The organism is Paenibacillus lycopersici (assembly GCF_010119935.1).
Classification (GTDB): Bacteria; Bacillota; Bacilli; order Paenibacillales; family Paenibacillaceae; genus Paenibacillus_Z; species Paenibacillus_Z lycopersici.
The window spans coordinates 429,986-447,717 of record NZ_CP048209.1 but is presented as its reverse complement, the minus strand read 5'-3'; the positions used below and the strand labels follow the sequence as shown (position 1 = coordinate 447,717).

The window sequence follows — 17,732 nt, the reverse complement described above, 5'->3', positions numbered from 1 at the left end:
GAAAGCTTAGCTGGCGGAGGGGCCGTCTCATCGGCCTTTGGCTCCGCCGCCGCCGCTTGCTTACATGCGCTCCGGCGCGGATACGCCGACCAGCTTCAGCACGTTCGCGATCGCGACGCGCGTCGCGCCGAGCAAAGCGAAGCGCGCCTGGGTCTGCGCGGCGTCCTCGGTGATGACGCGGTCCGCGCGGTAGTAGCTGTGGAACTGCGACGCCAGCTCGTATACATAACGGATCAGGCGGTGCGGCGCGTACTGCGACGCTGCTTCCGCGATTTCAAGCGGCAGCTCGCCGATTTTGCGCAGCAGGTCGAATTCATGCTCGGTCGTCAGCTGGCTCAGATCGACTTGATCAAGCGGCAGCACGGCAATGCCCTGCTCCTCGGCCTGGCGGAAGATGCTGCAGATCCGCGCATGGGCGTACTGGACGTAGAATACCGGGTTCTCGTTCGAGGTCGAAATGGCCAAATCCATGTCGAAATCGAGATGGGAATCCATGCTGCGCATCGTGAAGAAGTAGCGGATCGCGTCCGTGCCGACTTCCTCCGTCAAATCCTCCATCGTGACCGCTTTGCCGGTTCGCTTGGACATTTTGACCTTCTCGCCGTTCTGGAACAGGCTGACCATCTGGGCGATCAGGACGACCAGCTTCCGCGGATCGTTGCCGAGCGCCTCCATCGCCGCCTTCACGCGCGGGATGTAGCCGTGGTGGTCGGCGCCCCAGATGTTGATCATTCGGTCGAAGCCGCGTCCGTATTTGTCGCGGTGGTACGCGATGTCCGGCGTCAAATACGTGTACGAGCCGTCATTCTTCACGAGCACGCGGTTCTTGTCGTCGCCGTACGGCATCGTGTTCAGCCACGTCGCGCCCTCTTCTTCGTAGACTTGGCCGCGTTCGCGAAGCGCCTCGAGCGCCTGCTCGACTTGGCCCGTCTTGTAAAGCGAGGTTTCGCTGAACCATACGTCGAAGTTGACGCGGAATTCCGAGAGGTCGCGCTTGATCTTCGCCAGCTCGCGCTCGAGGCCGTAATCGCGGAAGAACGCGAAGCGCTCTTCGTCAGACAGCGACAACAGGCGGTCGCCTTCGGACGCGGCCAATTCCTTCGCGAAGCCGACGATATCCTCGCCGTGGTAGCCGTCCTCCGGCATCTCGGCATCCAGCCCCAGCACCTGCTTGTAGCGCGCTTCGATGGAACGCGCCAGATTGGCAACCTGGTTGCCGGCGTCGTTGATGTAGTATTCGCGCGTGACGTCATAGCCTGCAAAATCGAGCAGGTTGCAGAGCGCATCGCCTACCGCCGCGCCGCGGGCATGACCGAGATGGAGACTGCCGGTCGGGTTGGCGCTGACGAACTCGACCTGGACGCGCTGTCCGCCGCCGGCGGCGACGCGGCCATAATCGGCGCCTTGCTCCGCCGTCTGGGCGACGACCGGATACAGGTAGCTGCGGTCCATGCGGAAGTTAATGAAGCCGGGACCTGCGATTTCCGCGCTCTGGATGGACGCCTTCGCCGTATCCAGGTTGGCGATGATCGCTTCCGCGACTTGACGCGGATTCTTCTTTGCCAGCTTCGTCAGCTGCATGGCCGCGTTCGTCGCGAGATCGCCGTGCGCCTTGTCCTTCGGCACTTCCAGCACGAACACCGGCAGGTCTTCGCGCGCGGCCAGCCCGGCCGCCACGGCGGCGTCGGCGATCGCGTCTCTCACTTGCTGGTGAAGCTGTTCAATTACATTCGGTTTCATTCGGAATCATGTCCCCCTGTATAATAGTAAATGATCGACTCGTCTCGTCCGGCTCAGTTCTCCTCGGCGCGAAGCCGGATCTTGAAATTGCCGATCGGCTCGCCGCCGACCAGCAGGCCGTAATGCCATTCCAGCAGAAGCGGCAGCTCCGGCTCCCGCCGTTCCTCGCCCGGACCGACGTTCAAGCCATCCCCGAACCGGACCTGCAGCAGGCTCGTATCCGTCTCCAGCGAGAACGCCGCATGCCGCGACTCGTACCGCCCGCTCCGGCGGACGCCGGTCGTGAACAGCTGCTCCGATTCCACGGCGCCGCGCCGGGTGATGCTGAGCTCGCCATCGCGCCATCGGACGATGGTCCGCACCTCGCTGCCGCCTTCGGTCTCCGCGTATTTCAGGAAGAACGCGCCGCCCTTGCGGTACCATTCCCCTTCAACGGCCGTACGCTGCTCTTCGCCGTCGATCTCGCTTTCGAGCGCAATGCTCACGTGCGCCTTGTCGTTCATCGCTTTCGTCCCCCCGTCCTTGGTTATACTTCACACTATAGCAGGCGGACTGTTAATTTCAACCGGCGCGCTCTTGCGGCAGCCCCCGTGCCGGCAGCGGCAATCGTTCCGGAGAACAAGAAAACCCCCGTCTCAATAAAGAGACGGAGGTTGGATTCCGCGGTACCACTCTTCTGGCTGCGCGATCCGGCATCATGACGGATCGAAGCGCGCCTCTCGAACACGATAACGGCGTGACCGGACCGGCCTAGCGCGGCTGCCTCGTGAAGGCTGATCGCGGTTCAGTCGATCGACTCCCGGGTGCGTTTCCCCTGCTCCGCTGCGCCGGCTTCCACCGTCCCGGCTCGCTGCTGTCAGCGCTGTGCAAGCTACTGTCCCGTTCTTCGTCTATGGCTGTTATTTTCCCTATTATATGCGACCTTGCAGAAAAAGCAAGCGGCAATTGTCACCGCAAGTACGGAAGCAGCGCGCGCCACGCCTCGATCCGGTCGGCGGTCGAACGCATCGTCTTCGTCGGGATCGGGCTCGTCGACGGCAGCTTCAGCTTCGTCAGCTCCGCCAAGGCGGGATGGGTCTTGAAATACTTCATGAACGTATCATGCGATTTCGTGCCGTTGAAGATCAAGCAGCGGATGCCGGGAAATTCCGCGATCAATCCCGGCAGGTCGTTCGGAACCTCCGCGCGGATATTGGCGTCCAGGCTGCCTTCCCGCTCGCAGGATTCGATAACGTCCCACATCGCGATGCCGTGCGAAGCCGCGAACGCAAGCCGATCCTCGTACGCCTCGTCCGGTTCCAGGCCGAACAGCCCGTAGAGCACTCCCCACATATGGTTGCGCGGATTGCCGTAATATTGGTTCGCGGCGATGGACGCCCGGCCCGGCATACTGCCAAGGACGAGAACCGCCGCGCCTTCGCGGACCATCGGCGGGAAAGAATGTACGCGCATCGGCGCATCGCCTCCTCTATCCTTCGAGCTTAACCGGAGAGCCCGCTTAAGCGCAACAGGCGCGCAATGCCGGCTATAGACTGTAGGCTTGTCCGACGCAAGCCGGCGCACCGGCCGCAGCCGAGCCGCGCTTACAATTGGGGCGAGCCCGGCGGGAGACCGCTCAGCTTCTCCAGCCGCTGGCAGATTTCATGCTGCCATTCGACGTCCCCGATCATCGAAGCGATCAAGGACAAGTTGTGCAAATTGGCGATCTGTCTGACGTGCATGGCGTTGACCGCGAGGCAATGCTCGAAATCCGCTTGTTCTTCCCCGGTCAGATGCCGGAATCCGCGAATCGTCCACAGCTCCGCAAGGCGTTCGTGTATGGGCAAAATGGTCATGCGCTTGCGCCTCCCTCTATCGTCTCACACTAGTATCCAGTATGACCAAAAAAGAAAGCTTCCAAGCGCCGTTCGAACGACTTTCGGGAACACGCGGCGAATTCGAACGGAAACAGGCGCTCTGCTCCATTCTATGTGGCGCGCGCCGGCGCGGCACGGCCGGCGGTCACAAAACTAGACGACGCTCGTATATCGCGGATCGCGATGAAGCGCCCGACAGCGAGCGTGTTCATGACGCGGGAACCGCATCGATAAAGCGCAAAGCGCGCAAAATGAGCGAAATCGAACGCAAACGGGCGCAAAAAACGCCGCAGCCGTGCATGAAGCACGACGGCGGCGATTCGCGATGTTACTTAATGAAGCCAAGCAGCATTTCGCGGATGACCTTCGCCGCGACGATCTGCGTTTGTTCGGTCGGATCGTAGGCCGGCGCGACTTCGACGAGGTCGCAGCCGATGACGTTCACGCCGGAGCGCGCGATCGCGTGAACCGCGTCGATCAGCTCCTTGGACGTGATGCCGCCGGCTTCCGCCGTACCCGTGCCCGGTGCCGCGGACGGATCCAGCACGTCGATGTCGATCGTCAGATAGACGGGACGGCCGGCCAGCTCCGGAAGCACCTTCTTCAGCGGCTCCAGCACTTCGAACGGATAGAAATGGATGTTCTCGCGGGCAAACTGCCACTCTTCGCGCGAACCGGAACGGATGCCGAACTGGTACACGTTCTTGCCGCCGATCAGATGGGCCGCTTTGCGCAGCGGCGTGGAGTGCGAGAGCGGCTCGCCTTCGTACTGCTCGCGCAGGTCGGCATGGGCGTCGAAATGGATGATCGCCATGTCCGGATACTTCTTGTACACCTCTTGGAAAATCGGCCACGAGCACAGATGCTCGCCGCCGAGGCCGATCGGCATTTTGCCGTCGGCCAGCACGCCGGAGACGAATTCGCCGATGATGTCGAGCGAGCGCGCCGCGTTGCCGAACGGCAGCAGCAGGTCGCCGGCATCGAAATAGACGATGTCTTCAAGGCTGCGGTCCAGGTAAGGGCTGTACTCTTCCAGGCCGATGGACACCTCGCGGATGCGCGGAGGGCCGAAGCGCGAGCCCGGGCGGAACGATACGGTAAAGTCCATCGGCATGCCGTAAATGACCGCTTTGGACGATTGATAGTCTTCCGAGCTTAGAATGAAGACGTTGCCGGAATATTTCTGATCTAGTTTCATGGTCGGTTGGGTTCCTCTCTTCCGCTTCGTCTGCTTACTTCACGAGGTCTTCTACAAATTTCGGCAGCACGAACGCCGCTTTGTGGAGACGCGGAGAGTAGTATTTGGTATCGATCTCAGGGATGCCGGACTCGTCGACCTCGAGCGGATCGTACTTCTTGCTGCCCATCGTGAACGTCCACAGGCCGCTCGGGTACGTCGGCACGTTCGCCCAGAACACGCGCACGATCGGGAACACTTCCTTCACGTCGCGGTTGACGTTGGCGATCAGATCCGGCGTGAACCAAGGGTTGTCCGTCTGCGCCACGAAGATGCCGTCTTCCTTCAGCGAGTCGTAGATGCCTTGGTAGAAGCCGCGCGTGAACAGGTTGACCGCCGGGCCTACCGGCTCCGTCGAGTCGACCATGACGACGTCGTATTCGTTCTTATGGTCATGGATATGCATGAAGCCGTCGTTGACGATCACTTCGACGCGCGGGTCGTCCAGGCCGCAAGCGATGTTCGGCAGATATTTCTTGGAATATTCGATGACCTTGCCGTCGATGTCGACAAGAACCGCTTTCTCCACGCTCGGGTGCTTCAGGATTTCGCGGATCACGCCGCCGTCGCCGCCGCCTACGACGAGCACCTTCTTCGGATTCGGGTGCGTGTAGAGCACGGGATGCGCCACCATTTCATGGTAGACGAACTCGTCCTTGTCGGTCGTCATGACCATGCCGTCCAGCACGAGCATCGTGCCGAACTCTTCGGTTTCGATCATATCGAGCTTCTGGAACTCCGTCTGCTCGCTTACGTACGTTTCTTTGATTTTGGCCGTGATGCCGTATGTCGGGGTTTGCTTCTCCGTGAACCACAACTCCATCGGTTAATCCCTGCTTTCTCTGTATGTATGGTTGCCTTGTTTCATAGGGTCAAATGTTTCAATCTGTATTATAAGTTAACGGGGAGAAAAAGCAACCGTCTGCCATTCCCGCACAAAAATTTCATACCCCGCTTCGTCCCGTTTGAATAGCATGCCGCTATGTTTTCCATACTAATTGGATAGCGATGGTAACTACGAGGAGGCATCAGGGATGGGCTGGTATCATTTCAGGCGGGGCGGCGGCGGTAAACGCGGGCTGCCTCTCGCCGTTTGGGCCGAGCGGTGGATGCCGCTGCTTCGCAGGCTGCGCAGAGGGCTGATCTATGCAGGCGGCATGCTGCTCGTTCTGTTCATGGCGGCCTTCGGCTTCTTATATTACTTGCGGGTGCAGGCGCTGCCCGCTTCTTCGGTCAGCCAAACGTCGCAAATGCTCGACGCGAGAGGGCAAATCATGGACACGTTCCATGCCGGGGAGAACCGGCAGTCGGTGCCGCTGAAGAACATCTCGCCGTATCTCGTCGAGGCGACGCTGGCGATCGAGGATCAGCGCTTCTACGATCATCTCGGTTTCGACCTGAAAGGCATGGCCCGCGCCGCGCTCGTCAACCTGGAGCACTTCTCGCGGCAGCAGGGGGCCAGCACGCTGACCCAGCAGCTCGCGCGGAATCTGTACCTCACGCACGAGCGGACATGGTCGCGCAAGCTGAAGGAAGCGATGTACACGGTTCAGCTGGAGATGCACTACTCCAAGGACGAGATCCTGTCCATGTATTTGAACCAAATCTATTACGGCCACGGCGCCTACGGCGCGGAGGCCGCGTCGGAGCTCTATTACGGCAAGCACGCCTCCGAGCTGACGCTGGCGGAGAGCGCCATGCTCGCCGGCATTCCGAAAGGGCCCAAGTACTATTCGCCCTACATGGACATGAAGAACGCGAAAGACCGGCAGCGGACGATTCTGCAGACGATGGCGAACCAAGGCATCATTCAGCAGAGCGACGCCAAAGCCGCGGGAGCGGAAATGCTCCAGTTCGTACCGCTCGGCTCGAGCAGGCAGACCGGCATCGCGCCCTACTTCCGCGATTACATCCGGTATGTCGCGGTCGACAAGCTCGGCATCGACGAGCGGCTGCTGAACGAGGGCGGCATCCGCATCTACACGACGCTGGATCCCGACGCGCAGCGCGCCGCCGAGGAAGCCGTCGCGGCCGGCATCCCGGAGGACTCCGAGCAGCAGGCCGCGCTTATCTCCATCGACCCCCGCACCGGCTACATCAAGGCGATGGTCGGCGGGCGCAATTACAAGACGAACCAATACAATCGCGTGTTCGCGACGACGCGGCAGCCGGGATCGTCGTTCAAGCCGATCCTGTACTTGACGGCGCTGCAGCAAGGGACGCTGACGCCGGTGTCCCAGTTCAAGAGCGCGCCGACCGTCTTCACCTACGACGACGGCCGTCTGACGTACGCGCCCAGCAACTATAACAACCAATACACGAACGGTCTCATCGACATGCGGCAGGCGATCGCGACCTCCGATAATATCTACGCGGTCAACGCCATCATGAAGGTCGGACCCGCGAACGTCATCGATATGGCGCGCAAGCTCGGCATCGACAGCTTGATGAAGCCGGTGCCGTCGCTCGCGCTCGGGACGTTCCCCGTCAGTCCGTTCGAGATGGCATCCGCCTTCGGCACGTTCGCCAACGGCGGCGTCCGCGTGGAGCCGACGGCGATCCTGCGCATCGAGGACAGCAAAGGGGAAGTAATCTACGAGGCGAAGCCGGCGCAGACCGCCGTCGTCGACGCGGCGCATGCCTACGTGCTGACGAGCCTGATGGAGAGCGTCTTCGACGCGGGCGGCACCGGCAACCGCGTCTCGGCGACGATCAAGCGGCCCGTCGCCGGCAAGACCGGCACGACCGCGACCGACGCCTGGCTCGTCGGCTACACGCCCGAGCTGGCCACGGCGGTCTGGGTCGGCTACGACAAGGGGCGCAAGCTGGCCCCGGTGGAAGCGCACCGCGCGGCGCCGATCTTCGCCTCCTACACGGAGAAGGCGCTGTCCGCGGTGCCGCCGAAGATCTTCCCGCTGCCGGACGGCGTCGTCTCCGTCTACGTCGATCCCGAGAGCGGCAAGCTGGCCGGCAAATCCTGCCCGAACCGGCGGCTGGAATCGTTCGTCAGCGGCACTCAGCCGGTGGAGGTATGCGGCGCGCACGGCGACACGGCCGCATCCGCGAACGGCGACGGCGACGCGAAGGCCGCGCAGACGAAGGGCTGGTGGAAGCAGTTCAAGCGCTGGTGGTCGAACTAGCCTATCTGCGAACGGCCGTACGTTGGCTGCTTGAAACCGACTATGCGGCGTATGAATAGGCGAATAAGGCGAATGAGCAGGCGTATGAATGGATGAAAAAGAAGGCTGCAGGCGGGATGACCGCTTGCAGCCTTCTTCGCGTCCCGGCCGTCGTCCGGCAGCCGACCCGCGATTGATCGGCATTCGCTCAGCAGCCATTCCCGGACAATGAGCGAATGCGGATCGCGCTTCGAGTCCGGCCTCTTACGCCGGCACGCCGTGCCGGACAAGGACGCGCTTCACGGATTCGCTGCCCGCCGCCTGTTCGGGCAATGGCACGCCCGCATCGACGAGAATCTCCGCCACCGCGGCGTAATCCCCTGCCGGATCTTGAAAATGAAGCGATCCCCAAATGCAGCTGTTCAGCGGCGTTCCCCCGAATTCATTGCGAATGGCGATCGAGGCGCCGCGTTCGGCCAGCAAGCGGACGATCGCCGCGTCGCCGTGCAAGGCGGCGCGATGAAGGGCGGTCATGGCGGAGCCTTCGGGACGCGCATCCGCGTCGAAACCGACATCCAGCATCAGCCGAACCGCATCCGCCCGGTGCTCCGCCGCGGCGTCCGCGAGCACGCCCCGGTCTTCCGGCTTCAAGGACCGGATGAGCTCCGGCTGCTTCCCTAGCAGGAGCCGGACGGTCTCCGCGTCCGCCTGCATGCAGGCGAACAGAAAGCGCTGCTCGTCGGAACTGTACGACAGCAGCAGCTCCGCTATCTCCTCCCGGCCGAGGCGGCCCGCAAGGAAGAGCGGCCTCGCGCCCGGGCCGATCGCGTACGCGTAGATATGCTCGCCGGGGGCGGTGAATTCCCCTTTCCCGACCTGCGCCTGAATGGCGTCCGGATCCTCCTCCAGCAGCCGGCGCACGAGCTCGGCGTCTCCCAGCTTGCACGCCATGAGCATATCCGGCTTGGCGCCGCGCGCGAGCAGATGCCTGCATTTGTCCGGCTGATTGACGGCATACTGCGCCGGCGTGCCGTTGTGATCGATATCGCGCATGTCCAGATCGGCTCCGCGTTCCAGCAGGAAGTCGATCACGTCCGGCGATACGGCCGCATGCAGCGGAACCTGTCCGTCCGGCCCGCGACGGTTGACGGCGTCCGGATCTTCATCGATCATCCGCCGCAGCGTATCCAGCAGCCCCAAGGCCGCCGCGGCATACGGATCGACGCGGGCTCCCCGCTCGATCAGGTACCGGGACAAGTCGTAATGGTCATGATGCAGCACGCCGAATCCGCCCGCCCACCAGCGGCTCCGGGCATTGATGTCCGCGCCGTGCGCCAGCAGGACGTCGACCATGGCGCGATGGCCCCCGCCCGCGGCAACGACGATGGCCGGCGCGTCGAAGCTGAACCAGGGCTCGTCAATCCGCCCGGCAAGCGGCGGATGCTGCCGCAGCAGCCGTTCAACCGCCTCCGGGTCGTTATGCTGGACGGCCTCCTTAAATTGCGCGATGACGGCGGCGTCCGGATTCTCCTGCGTAACCTTCGAGTCATCGTTCCTATCGGTCATCGTATGATCAAGCCTCCTTGTTCGGATGTCGCGCTGCGCCGAATAAAGCGGCTGCGCAGGCGTTATGTCCATGCCTGTTGTTACGTTCAATGATATGACAATTCATCCCGCAATGCCATCGAAAAGACGGACAGGCGTAATCGAGCCCTCGCTCCCATGCGGCGGCTCCGGCTCATAAATAAACGCCCCCGACCCGGTGTTCCGGTTCGGGGGCGAAGCGTACCCGCAGCGATTAGCCGTTGGCGAGCCCTTTCTGATAAATCTCGATATACTTATCCAGCTGCAGGCCGTCGAAGCCTTTCACGTAGCTGTCCCAATTCTTGTCGATTTCCTTGCTGCCCGTAATGAACTGAGCCATGTTCGAGTTCACGTAGCTCATGATCGTCGTCTTCAACTGGGCGGCCACTTCCGTATCTTCGAGCGGGATAAAGGTTCCGGTCGGGTACATTTCCTTGGATGCGTACGGTTCGTACTTCTCCGATTCCCGCTTCAGCCTTGTCTCATAGCCGCCTTCCGCGAGCGGATCCTGCTTCGACGTCCACGAATTCCGGTACTGGTACGTCCGCAGCGAAGGGCCGATTTGCTCCCAGCCGTCGTTATGCACCGTCTGGTTCGGATCTGTCGGGATGAGCGTATATTTCGCCTGCTTGCCGTCCATGTCCAGCTCGCCTTCTTTGGCCTTCACCCAACCCTTGCCCTCCACGCCGTGCTCTTCCAGCACGATTGCTTCTTCCGTATACAAGTAGTCGGCGAAACGGATCGCGGCGATCTGCTGCTCTTGCGTCGCCTTATTCGTAATCGCGAACTGCGAGTTGCCGATGCCTGCGAAGTTCGGCGTCTGCTGCACGCCGTTCGGCCCTTTCAGCGGCGGGACGGTGACGTAGTCCTTATGCCGCGGATGCTGGTCGTCCGGTCCGAAGGCATAGCTGATGAGCGCCGTCGTAATCGAGCCCATGATGTTCGGATCCTTGTTGCCGAGCTGTTGGATCGCGTCCGCGTTCTGGGTAAACGCAGCCGGATCGATCAAGCCTTCTTTGTACAATTTGTTCAGGAACGTAAGTCCTTGCTTCCACTCGTCCTTATTGGCGACGAAATCGACCTTGCCGTCCTTCACCTGCAAATAAGTGCCCGAGTCCTTGTCCGCATGGTCGTCGATAATGAAACTATCCATAATGAAGGCGGCGATATTGCCTGCCCACATCTCGTCGGAGCCGGTAAGCGGAATCTCGTCGGCTTTGCCGTTGCCGTTCGGGTCCTTCTCCTTGAACGCTTTCAGCACGGTATAGAGCTCATCCGTCGTCGTCGGCATTTTCAGGCCGAGCTTGTCGAGCCACGCCTGGTTGATCCACAGCTTCTGAGCGAAATTGCAGTGGTAGCATTCATTGATTTGCGGCAGCGCATAGATGTTGCCGTCCGGCGCCGTAACGGAGCCTTTCACGTACGGCAGCTCTTCCATGATCTTCTTGAAGTTCGGCGCGTACTTATCGATCAGGTCGTTAAGCGGCACGAGCACGCCTTGCTTGCCGTATTTCATCTGCTCGTCCTTCGTCAGGTTGCCGTTCAAGATCACTTCCGGATAATCGCCGCCGGCCAGCATCAGCTGTTTGCGGTCGTTCAGGGCATCGTTCGGAACGAGATCCCACTTGATTTGAACGCCTGTCTTGTCTTCCACGAATTTCGTGAACAGGTTGGTCTCCATATTCTCGATGCTCGGCAGCTGCGGCGCGAACATATTCAGCGTGATCGGTTTCTTCACGATCGGATAGTCGCCGACCGGATTGAACCCGTCGTCTCCGGCGCTTGCCGCCGCGTTGCCGGATGCGCCTCCGTTCGCGCTGCCGGACGCGTTCGCCGCCTTGTTCGCCGATGCGGACGAGTCATTGGATGAAGAATTCGAATTCGAGCCGCAGGCGCTTAATAAGAGTGTGCAGATCATAAGGGAAATGAGCGATACCGATACGGCGTGTTTTCCTTTTTTCAATGAAAGATCCCCTCTCTTGGTATGACAACCCATGTGCAATTGGTACTCGTCGATCCATTATTGCGGCAAGCCATCCTTCGGGCAAGCGGCCCCATCACCTCCCTTAATGGTACGGATCACGACCGATTACCCTTTGAGCGACCCGATCATGACGCCTTTGACAAAATGCTTCTGCACCAGCGGATAGATCACCAGCATCGGGCCGCTGGCGACGACGATCAGCGAATACTTGAGCAGGTCCTTCAGCCCTTGCTGCTCCAGTACCTTGTTCACGTTGCTCATCATCGACGGATCGATCGTATTGAGGATCAGAATGTTGCGCAGCACGATCTGAAGCGGGAACAGCTGCGGGTCCTTCAGGAAAATCAAGGCATCGAAATAGGCATTCCAATGTCCGACGGCGTACATCAAGGCCATGACGGCCAGGATCGGTTTAGACAGCGGCAGCACGATGCTCGCGATAAACCGCCAATCGCTGCACCCGTCCAGGCTGGCGGCTTCCGTCAGCTCGTCCGGAATCGTCGACTGGAAGAACGTGCGCGCCACGATGACCTGGAAGACCGAGAGCGCTCCGGGCACGATCATGGCCCAGCGCGTGTTCAGCAGGTGCAAGTTCTTGACGACCAAGTAATAGGGAATGAGCCCCGCGTCGAAAAGCATCGTGATCACGATCAGCACCATGATGAAGTTCCGGCCGACGAAAGTCTTCCTGGCCAGCGGATAGGCCAGCATCACCGTCATCGCGACGTTCAGCAGCGTGCCGACAGCCATATAGATGAGCGAGTTTTTGTAGCCGATCATGATATGCGGATCGCGGAAGATCGCCTTATAGCCATGCAGCGAGAAGTCGACCGGGAACAGCCAGACTTTGCCCGACGTGACCGCCAGCGGCGAACTGAAGGAGGAACTGACGATGTAGATCAGCGGCGCCACGACGATAATGAAGACGACGCTCAGGAATACGTAGATTCCGGCCAGGAACAAGCGGTCGCCCGCCGCCTCCTTGATTGCGATTTTTCGTTCCATATACTGCAACCCCTTACCATAGGCTGGAATTTGAAATCCTTCTCGCCGCGTAGTTCACTGCAACCAGCAGCACGACGTTGACGACCGAGTTGAACAAGCCGATCGCCGTCGAGAAGCTGAAGCTTGCCGTCAGCAGCCCGACCTTGTACACATAAGTGGAAATGACCTCCGAGGTGCTGAGGTTCAATGTATTTTGCATCAGATACACCTTCTCGAAACCGAGCTTCATCACGTTGCCCATATTCAGAATGAGCAGGATGACGGACACCGGAATGAGACCGGGAATATCGACATGCCGGATTTTCTGAATGCGCGAGGCGCCGTCAACCTTGGCCGCTTCGTACAGCTCCGGGTTGATGCCCGCCAAGGCCGCGATATAGATGATCGCGCCGTACCCCGTGAATTGCCATACGTCGGACCACACGTAAATCGATTTGAACAACCCCGGTATGCCCAAGAAATTGGTATCGTGCATGCCGAGCGCTTGCAAGCTCTTGCTGATCACGCCGACGTTGGGCGTGAGCGTGACGATCAGAATCGACACCATGACGACCGTCGAAATAAAGTACGGCGCGTAGGTGACGAGCTGGACCGTCTTCTTGAACTTGCCGTTGCGGATCTCGTTCAGCGCAAGCGCCAGCAGGATCGGCGCAGGAAACCCTACGAGCAGGCCGTAGAAGCTGATGCCCAGCGTGTTTTTGATCAGCAGCCAGAAGTTCGGCGAATCGAAGAACTGCTTAAAATATTTCAGCCCCGTCCATGGGCTTCCCCACACGCCCTTCACGACGTTGTAGTCCTTAAACGCGATGATGGCGCCCGTCATCGGAATGTACTTGAAGATGACGATGTAGAGCAGAGGCGGAATAACAAGCACGTACAGCTGCCAGTGGCGCGCGATCTGTTTCATCGTTTTCCAGTGAATATAGCCATGCATAGTCGATCGGCCCTCTCCTTTCAAATTCGTTTGGCCTTCCTGCGGTGCTACTCCATTAAGCCAGCAGAGATGCTGCTTGCGCAATAAACAAGAATCAGCGCTTAAACCGTATTCACAAACCTCGCAAAAAAGCGGTTCCGCTGTTGCCGGAACCGCTCGTTCACTCCCGTATCCATGCTCCCGATAAACCGTTTTCGCCCGCAAACCGTTTTCATCTGTCCGCTTGCGGCGCCAGTGCCGCCCGGAATTCGCTCGGCGTCATCCCCGTCACCCGTTTGAACACGCGGCTGAACGAAATATTGCTCGCATAGCCGACCCGTTCGGCTACGTCCTGCACGGTCGCCTGCGTCTCGGCGAGCAGCTTCTCCGACTCCTTGATGCGGATGGCGATCAGGAAGTCGACGAATTTCTGCCCCGTCTCCTCTTTGAACAGTTTGCTTAAATATTTGGCATTCAGATGGAAATGCTCGCTTAAATAATCGAGCGACAGGTCCGGATTGGCAAAATGCTGCTCCAGATATTTGCACACTTCCCGGATCGTCGCCGCATGCTGACGGCTCGTCTGGGCTTCCCGCAGGCGCTCGGCGAACGATTCGAGGATTGCCATCGACCGGTCGCGCATCTCCTCCAGCGTATGAAAGGCTTGCACGCATTCATTCATCTGCGGTAGCCCCTCCTCTTCCCACATCTGACGGTATTCGCGGCTCATCCCCGCCATTTCGCTGCCCAAGTAATAGATGCAATAATTCATCAGGCTGATGATCTCTTCTTTCGTGAGCACGTACTCCTTCATCAGGTCGAACAGTTCGCGGTAGCCGCTCTGCCAATCCTCCATCCTGCGGAACGACTGCAGGATTTTGCGGATGAAGTTCAACTGCGAGAACACGGCCTCTTGTCCGCTGCTGATTCGCTGCTCCGATGTAATGATGCGGTTCTCGCCAAGCACCGCTTTATAATTCAGCGCCCGAAGCGCTTCTTGAAACGCCTTCGGAATGTCCTGGAATTTGCAGGCTGGCTCTCCGACGCCGATGGTTACCGTGATCTTCAGATTGGTCGCCGTCCATGTCCGTATGTCGTCAAGCAGCTCCAGCGTTTGCCGCTCGTCCGGCCGGGCTTCCTCCTCCGTCCCGAACAGCATGACGCTCAGCTGCGAGGCGGACATCCATTCGCTCCACAGCCTGACGTCATGCTTCGAGGCGATTTCCTGTGCCACGCTTCGCAAAGCGAACTTCAGCAAGCTTTGATCGCGCAGGGAATAGCCGTCGTTGAACCGGTCGTATTGGTCCATCTCGATGACGAACACGCCCAGCAGCCGAGAAGGCTCGGGCAATTGCAAGTACGCCGCTTCTCTCAGCCACTCTTCGTTCGTAAGCGTGGATCCCCCTTCCATCAACCGCTGGAACAAGTAATACGCCCGCAGGGGCAGCCCTTCCTTATGCGACTGCTGGTACTGGCTGTTCTCTTCGATCATGTACTCCAGCGCCCGCTCGATGAACGAGAACTCGTCCCCGACGCCGCCTTTCGTCATCGTACCGGCGAGCGGGCTCGCAAAGGCGCGGATTTTAGCCGTCACCTGCTCGATCGGCTTGTAATTGCGCCTCGTTACATAGATCAGCCAGACAAACGCTCCGCTCAACATGATGATGCCGATCAGGAACCAGACCTTGTTCAGCTGCGATACGAGCTGAATCATCCGGCCGTGCACGACGCCGCTCTGGAACGTCCAGCCGGTATAACCCGATACGAAGCTGGCGGATAAGGCCCCTTGCCCCTGAAACCGCTTGAACACCGCGTTGCCCGCGGAGTCCTGGACCTGGATAAAGCTCGTCGTGCCGTCATATAACTCCGAAACCATCTTGGAGAGCGATTCCGTTGCCACATTAACGACGATCAGCCCTTTCTCCCCCGTTATGAACGGCGCGGACCTTACCAGGCTGACGACTTGCTTGCCCTCCTTGACGGAGAAAGGCCGGTAAATTCGCGGCCCCGTCCATTTTGGCGAAGGGCTGTTCAGGTATTGCTTGACGAACGGCTCGTCCGAGAAATCGCTTAGGCGCGCGCCCGTCGCATCGCTGAGCACCGTCTGGTCGCGAAAACGCACCAAATAGATCGAATCGATCAGCGGCTCGGACACCATCAAGTCCCGCATCGCCTCGACCGCCATCATTTTGGTATAGACGTCGGTATCGTTCGGAGCATTGAAATAGTTGAAAAACTCCCGATTGCTGTCGATCTCCATGCTTCTCAGCATCATCGTGTTGTCGATCGTTTTGAGCGACGAATCGGTCAAACGCACGGCCTGGATGGAGAGCGTTTCATTCGCCTTCAACGCCTCGTTCCGATTCTGTTCGTTCAGCAGCTGGAAAAAAATGAAGAACGTGAGCGTGACGGTGATGAACAAAATCGGCGAATACGAAAATAACAGCCGGTAGAACCATTTTTTTCGCATTGCTCCCCCCTCTTTCTGAAATGAAAGATCCTTAAGGGGCGTACGGCGACGCCCCTCAAGGATCTTTCAATTAAATCGTCGCGATTCGAAATCCGATTGCAATCGGCGTCTCTGCATCTTGATCCGGTTCCGGCAGCCGCACCCGGTATCCCTCGCTCGTGCGGGCGAAGGCAAGCGCCTCGCCGCCGCCCATGACCTCGATTCGCCGGACCTCCTCAAGGTAAGGAATCGTCAGCTCGCGGGCGGGCGTTGCCTGCGGATCGCGATAGATCCGAAACGCGTATACGGTATCCGCTTTGCGCGTGAATGCCCAGTCGCCCGTATAGTACGGAGCGCAAATCCGCGTGCCGTAGACGCCTTCCCCGTATACGTTCAGCCATGCGCCCAGCTCCCGGATACCTTTGATCGCGCCTTCCGGCAGGCGGCCGTCCGGCTGCGGGCCGACGTTCAGCGCCAGGTTCCCGCCTTTGGCCACAACCTCCAGCAGCAGACCGACAAGCTGCTGGGCCGATTTATACCGGTCCTCGTACTTGAACGAGAAGGACGTCCCCAGCGTAATGCAGCTTTCCCATGGAATGTTCATCGGTCCGTCGGGGATCGTCTGCTCCGGCGTCACGATATTCTCGTACGGGCCGCCGACCGTGCGATCCGCCGACAGCAGCCATGGCTGCCGCTCGCGGGCCCTCTCGACCAATTCCCCGAGGCGAATATCCTGGGGCACCCTGCCGCCGTCGCGAACCCATCCGGCATCCAGCCACAACACGTCGATGCGGCCGTAGTCGGTCAGCAGCTCCGTTAGCTGCCGATGCGTAAAATCAACGAATCGTTCCCACAGCTTCGGCCGCTCTGCCGGATCGTAGGATGGCCCGCGCCATGTCCGGTTTCCCCTTGCTGTCCCGGGAGCCCAGTAATGCGGAGTATGCCAGTCCGCCTTGGAGAAGTACGCCGATACGGCGAGTCCTCTGTTACGGAAGGCCTCGAACAGCGCCTTGCATATATCCGCGTTCGGATGCGCGTGAAACGGGCAGTCCGGCGACGTCACCCGGTAGTCGGTCGTCGCCGTATCCCACATGCAGAAGCCGTCATGATGCTTGGTCGTGAACAGCAAATATTTGAAGCCGTTGTCCGCGGCCAGATCGGCCCAGACATCCGGTTGGAACCGGATCGGATTAAAGGTACGGTTTAAATCGAAGTACTGCCGCTTGAACGCCTCGCCGTCCCGCTCCCAATCGATCCCTTCCCGGGACCAGTCCGCGTCGTCGTCGCTCAAGGCCCAGGACTCGACGATGCCGAGCTGCGAATACGGGCCCCAATGCATCATGAGGCCAAGCTTCTGATCCTTGAACCATTCCAGCCTCTCCAGCAGATACGCATCCGCCGGTTTCACATACTCTTCTTCCTTGCTGAAATTGTGCACGCCCGTCTGTACGACCTGCTCTTCTTGCCCGTTTGCGTGGCCTGTATTTTCGCTCATGAACGGTTATTGCCCCTTTGCCGGAATGTCGTTACGTAACCAAGGTATACCTGCCATTCCGCCCGGCGCAATAATCAATAATCGCATCGCTATCCGTTTTCATCCGACGCGCGAACTGCGGCGGTATTCGGGCCATACGCTGCGCCGCTCCCCCTAATGGAACGCGCTCGGGGGGAATTCGCAGCAGTTCGCGGCAGCCTCCGATTGAAAGCGCTTGTAGGATATGCCATATGCCGGATGTCGTATGCCGCCAGACCGGCCACGTTCATCATTGTATCAAGCAAGCTCCATTTGCACCATCACTTCTATCTAACGTACCGGCGAAATTCGACATGACCGTATTATAGCCC

General features: G+C 59.7%; 13 protein-coding genes. 1 reads left to right on the top strand and 12 read right to left on the bottom strand.

All coding sequences use genetic code 11. The features are described from left to right. Positions 1 to 60: 60 nt before the first annotated feature. From argS to speE, 6 genes are all read right to left on the bottom strand, one after another. Positions 61 to 1,740, bottom strand: coding sequence for an arginine--tRNA ligase (gene argS, locus GXP70_RS02000; RefSeq protein ID WP_162354941.1), 1,680 nt, complete (start codon positions 1,738 to 1,740; stop codon positions 61 to 63). A gap of 53 nt (positions 1,741 to 1,793) precedes the next feature. Then, positions 1,794 to 2,243 (bottom strand): YwiB family protein, encoded by a 450-nt coding sequence (locus tag GXP70_RS01995; protein ID WP_162354940.1) that lies wholly within the window; start codon positions 2,241 to 2,243, stop codon positions 1,794 to 1,796. Between the two features lie 445 nt (positions 2,244 to 2,688). Next, positions 2,689 to 3,192: a DNA-deoxyinosine glycosylase gene (locus tag GXP70_RS01990; RefSeq protein WP_162354939.1), complete on the bottom strand. Its 504-nt coding sequence runs from the start codon at positions 3,190 to 3,192 to the stop codon at positions 2,689 to 2,691. A 131-nt stretch (positions 3,193 to 3,323) separates the two neighbouring features. Further along, positions 3,324 to 3,575, bottom strand: a complete 252-nt coding sequence (locus GXP70_RS01985; RefSeq protein ID WP_162354938.1) for a DUF7667 family protein — start codon at positions 3,573 to 3,575, stop codon at positions 3,324 to 3,326. Positions 3,576 to 3,924: 349 nt separating this feature from the next. Beyond that, a complete protein-coding gene (speB, locus tag GXP70_RS01980; RefSeq protein WP_162354937.1) occupies positions 3,925 to 4,794 on the bottom strand; it encodes an agmatinase in 870 nt (289 codons plus the stop codon). 34 nt (positions 4,795 to 4,828) lie between these two features. Beyond that, complete coding sequence (gene speE, locus GXP70_RS01975; RefSeq protein ID WP_162354936.1) at positions 4,829 to 5,656, bottom strand: polyamine aminopropyltransferase; 828 nt, start codon at positions 5,654 to 5,656, stop codon at positions 4,829 to 4,831. 286 nt (positions 5,657 to 5,942) lie between these two features. Between speE and GXP70_RS01970 the strand changes: the two genes are divergently transcribed. Beyond that, entirely contained in the window at positions 5,943 to 7,973 is a 2,031-nt protein-coding gene (locus tag GXP70_RS01970) for a transglycosylase domain-containing protein (protein WP_162360257.1), read from the top strand. Between the two features lie 243 nt (positions 7,974 to 8,216). Here the strand turns inward: GXP70_RS01970 and GXP70_RS01965 are convergent, their stop codons facing one another. The 6 genes from GXP70_RS01965 to GXP70_RS01940 form a co-directional block, all read right to left on the bottom strand. Continuing rightward, entirely contained in the window at positions 8,217 to 9,518 is a 1,302-nt protein-coding gene (locus GXP70_RS01965; protein WP_162354935.1) for an ankyrin repeat domain-containing protein, read from the bottom strand. A gap of 232 nt (positions 9,519 to 9,750) precedes the next feature. Further along, the gene (locus GXP70_RS01960; protein ID WP_404822346.1) at positions 9,751 to 11,454 is read right to left on the bottom strand and encodes an ABC transporter substrate-binding protein; all 1,704 of its coding nucleotides are present in this window, start codon (positions 11,452 to 11,454) and stop codon (positions 9,751 to 9,753) included. Between the two features lie 171 nt (positions 11,455 to 11,625). Further along, positions 11,626 to 12,525: a carbohydrate ABC transporter permease gene (locus tag GXP70_RS01955; protein ID WP_162354933.1), complete on the bottom strand. Its 900-nt coding sequence runs from the start codon at positions 12,523 to 12,525 to the stop codon at positions 11,626 to 11,628. A 13-nt stretch (positions 12,526 to 12,538) separates the two neighbouring features. Beyond that, complete coding sequence (locus GXP70_RS01950; RefSeq protein ID WP_162354932.1) at positions 12,539 to 13,459, bottom strand: ABC transporter permease; 921 nt, start codon at positions 13,457 to 13,459, stop codon at positions 12,539 to 12,541. A gap of 211 nt (positions 13,460 to 13,670) precedes the next feature. Continuing rightward, complete coding sequence (locus tag GXP70_RS01945) at positions 13,671 to 15,908, bottom strand: helix-turn-helix domain-containing protein (protein ID WP_162354931.1); 2,238 nt, start codon at positions 15,906 to 15,908, stop codon at positions 13,671 to 13,673. 70 nt (positions 15,909 to 15,978) lie between these two features. Beyond that, on the bottom strand, positions 15,979 to 17,382 hold the full coding sequence (locus tag GXP70_RS01940) for an alpha-L-fucosidase (RefSeq protein ID WP_162354930.1): 1,404 nt from the start codon (positions 17,380 to 17,382) through the stop codon (positions 15,979 to 15,981). Positions 17,383 to 17,732 lie beyond the last annotated feature (350 nt).

Bases quoted from the DNA above. Each gene is read 5' to 3' on its own strand.
- GXP70_RS01985 (WP_162354938.1), bottom strand. From the start codon at position 3,575: ATGACCATTTTGCCCATACACGAACGCCTTGCGGAGCTGTGGACGATT.
- GXP70_RS01950 (WP_162354932.1), bottom strand. From the start codon at position 13,459: ATGCATGGCTATATTCACTGGAAAACGATGAAACAGATCGCGCGCCAC.
- GXP70_RS01955 (WP_162354933.1), bottom strand. From the start codon at position 12,525: ATGGAACGAAAAATCGCAATCAAGGAGGCGGCGGGCGACCGCTTGTTC.
- GXP70_RS01940 (WP_162354930.1), bottom strand. From the start codon at position 17,382: ATGAGCGAAAATACAGGCCACGCAAACGGGCAAGAAGAGCAGGTCGTA.
- GXP70_RS01970 (WP_162360257.1), top strand. From the start codon at position 5,943: ATGCCGCTGCTTCGCAGGCTGCGCAGAGGGCTGATCTATGCAGGCGGC.
- GXP70_RS01945 (WP_162354931.1), bottom strand. From the start codon at position 15,908: ATGCGAAAAAAATGGTTCTACCGGCTGTTATTTTCGTATTCGCCGATT.
- argS (WP_162354941.1), bottom strand. From the start codon at position 1,740: ATGAAACCGAATGTAATTGAACAGCTTCACCAGCAAGTGAGAGACGCG.
- GXP70_RS01965 (WP_162354935.1), bottom strand. From the start codon at position 9,518: ATGACCGATAGGAACGATGACTCGAAGGTTACGCAGGAGAATCCGGAC.
- GXP70_RS01960 (WP_404822346.1), bottom strand. From the start codon at position 11,454: ATGATCTGCACACTCTTATTAAGCGCCTGCGGCTCGAATTCGAATTCT.
- GXP70_RS01995 (WP_162354940.1), bottom strand. From the start codon at position 2,243: ATGAACGACAAGGCGCACGTGAGCATTGCGCTCGAAAGCGAGATCGAC.
- speB (WP_162354937.1), bottom strand. From the start codon at position 4,794: ATGAAACTAGATCAGAAATATTCCGGCAACGTCTTCATTCTAAGCTCG.
- GXP70_RS01990 (WP_162354939.1), bottom strand. From the start codon at position 3,192: ATGCGCGTACATTCTTTCCCGCCGATGGTCCGCGAAGGCGCGGCGGTT.
- speE (WP_162354936.1), bottom strand. From the start codon at position 5,656: ATGGAGTTGTGGTTCACGGAGAAGCAAACCCCGACATACGGCATCACG.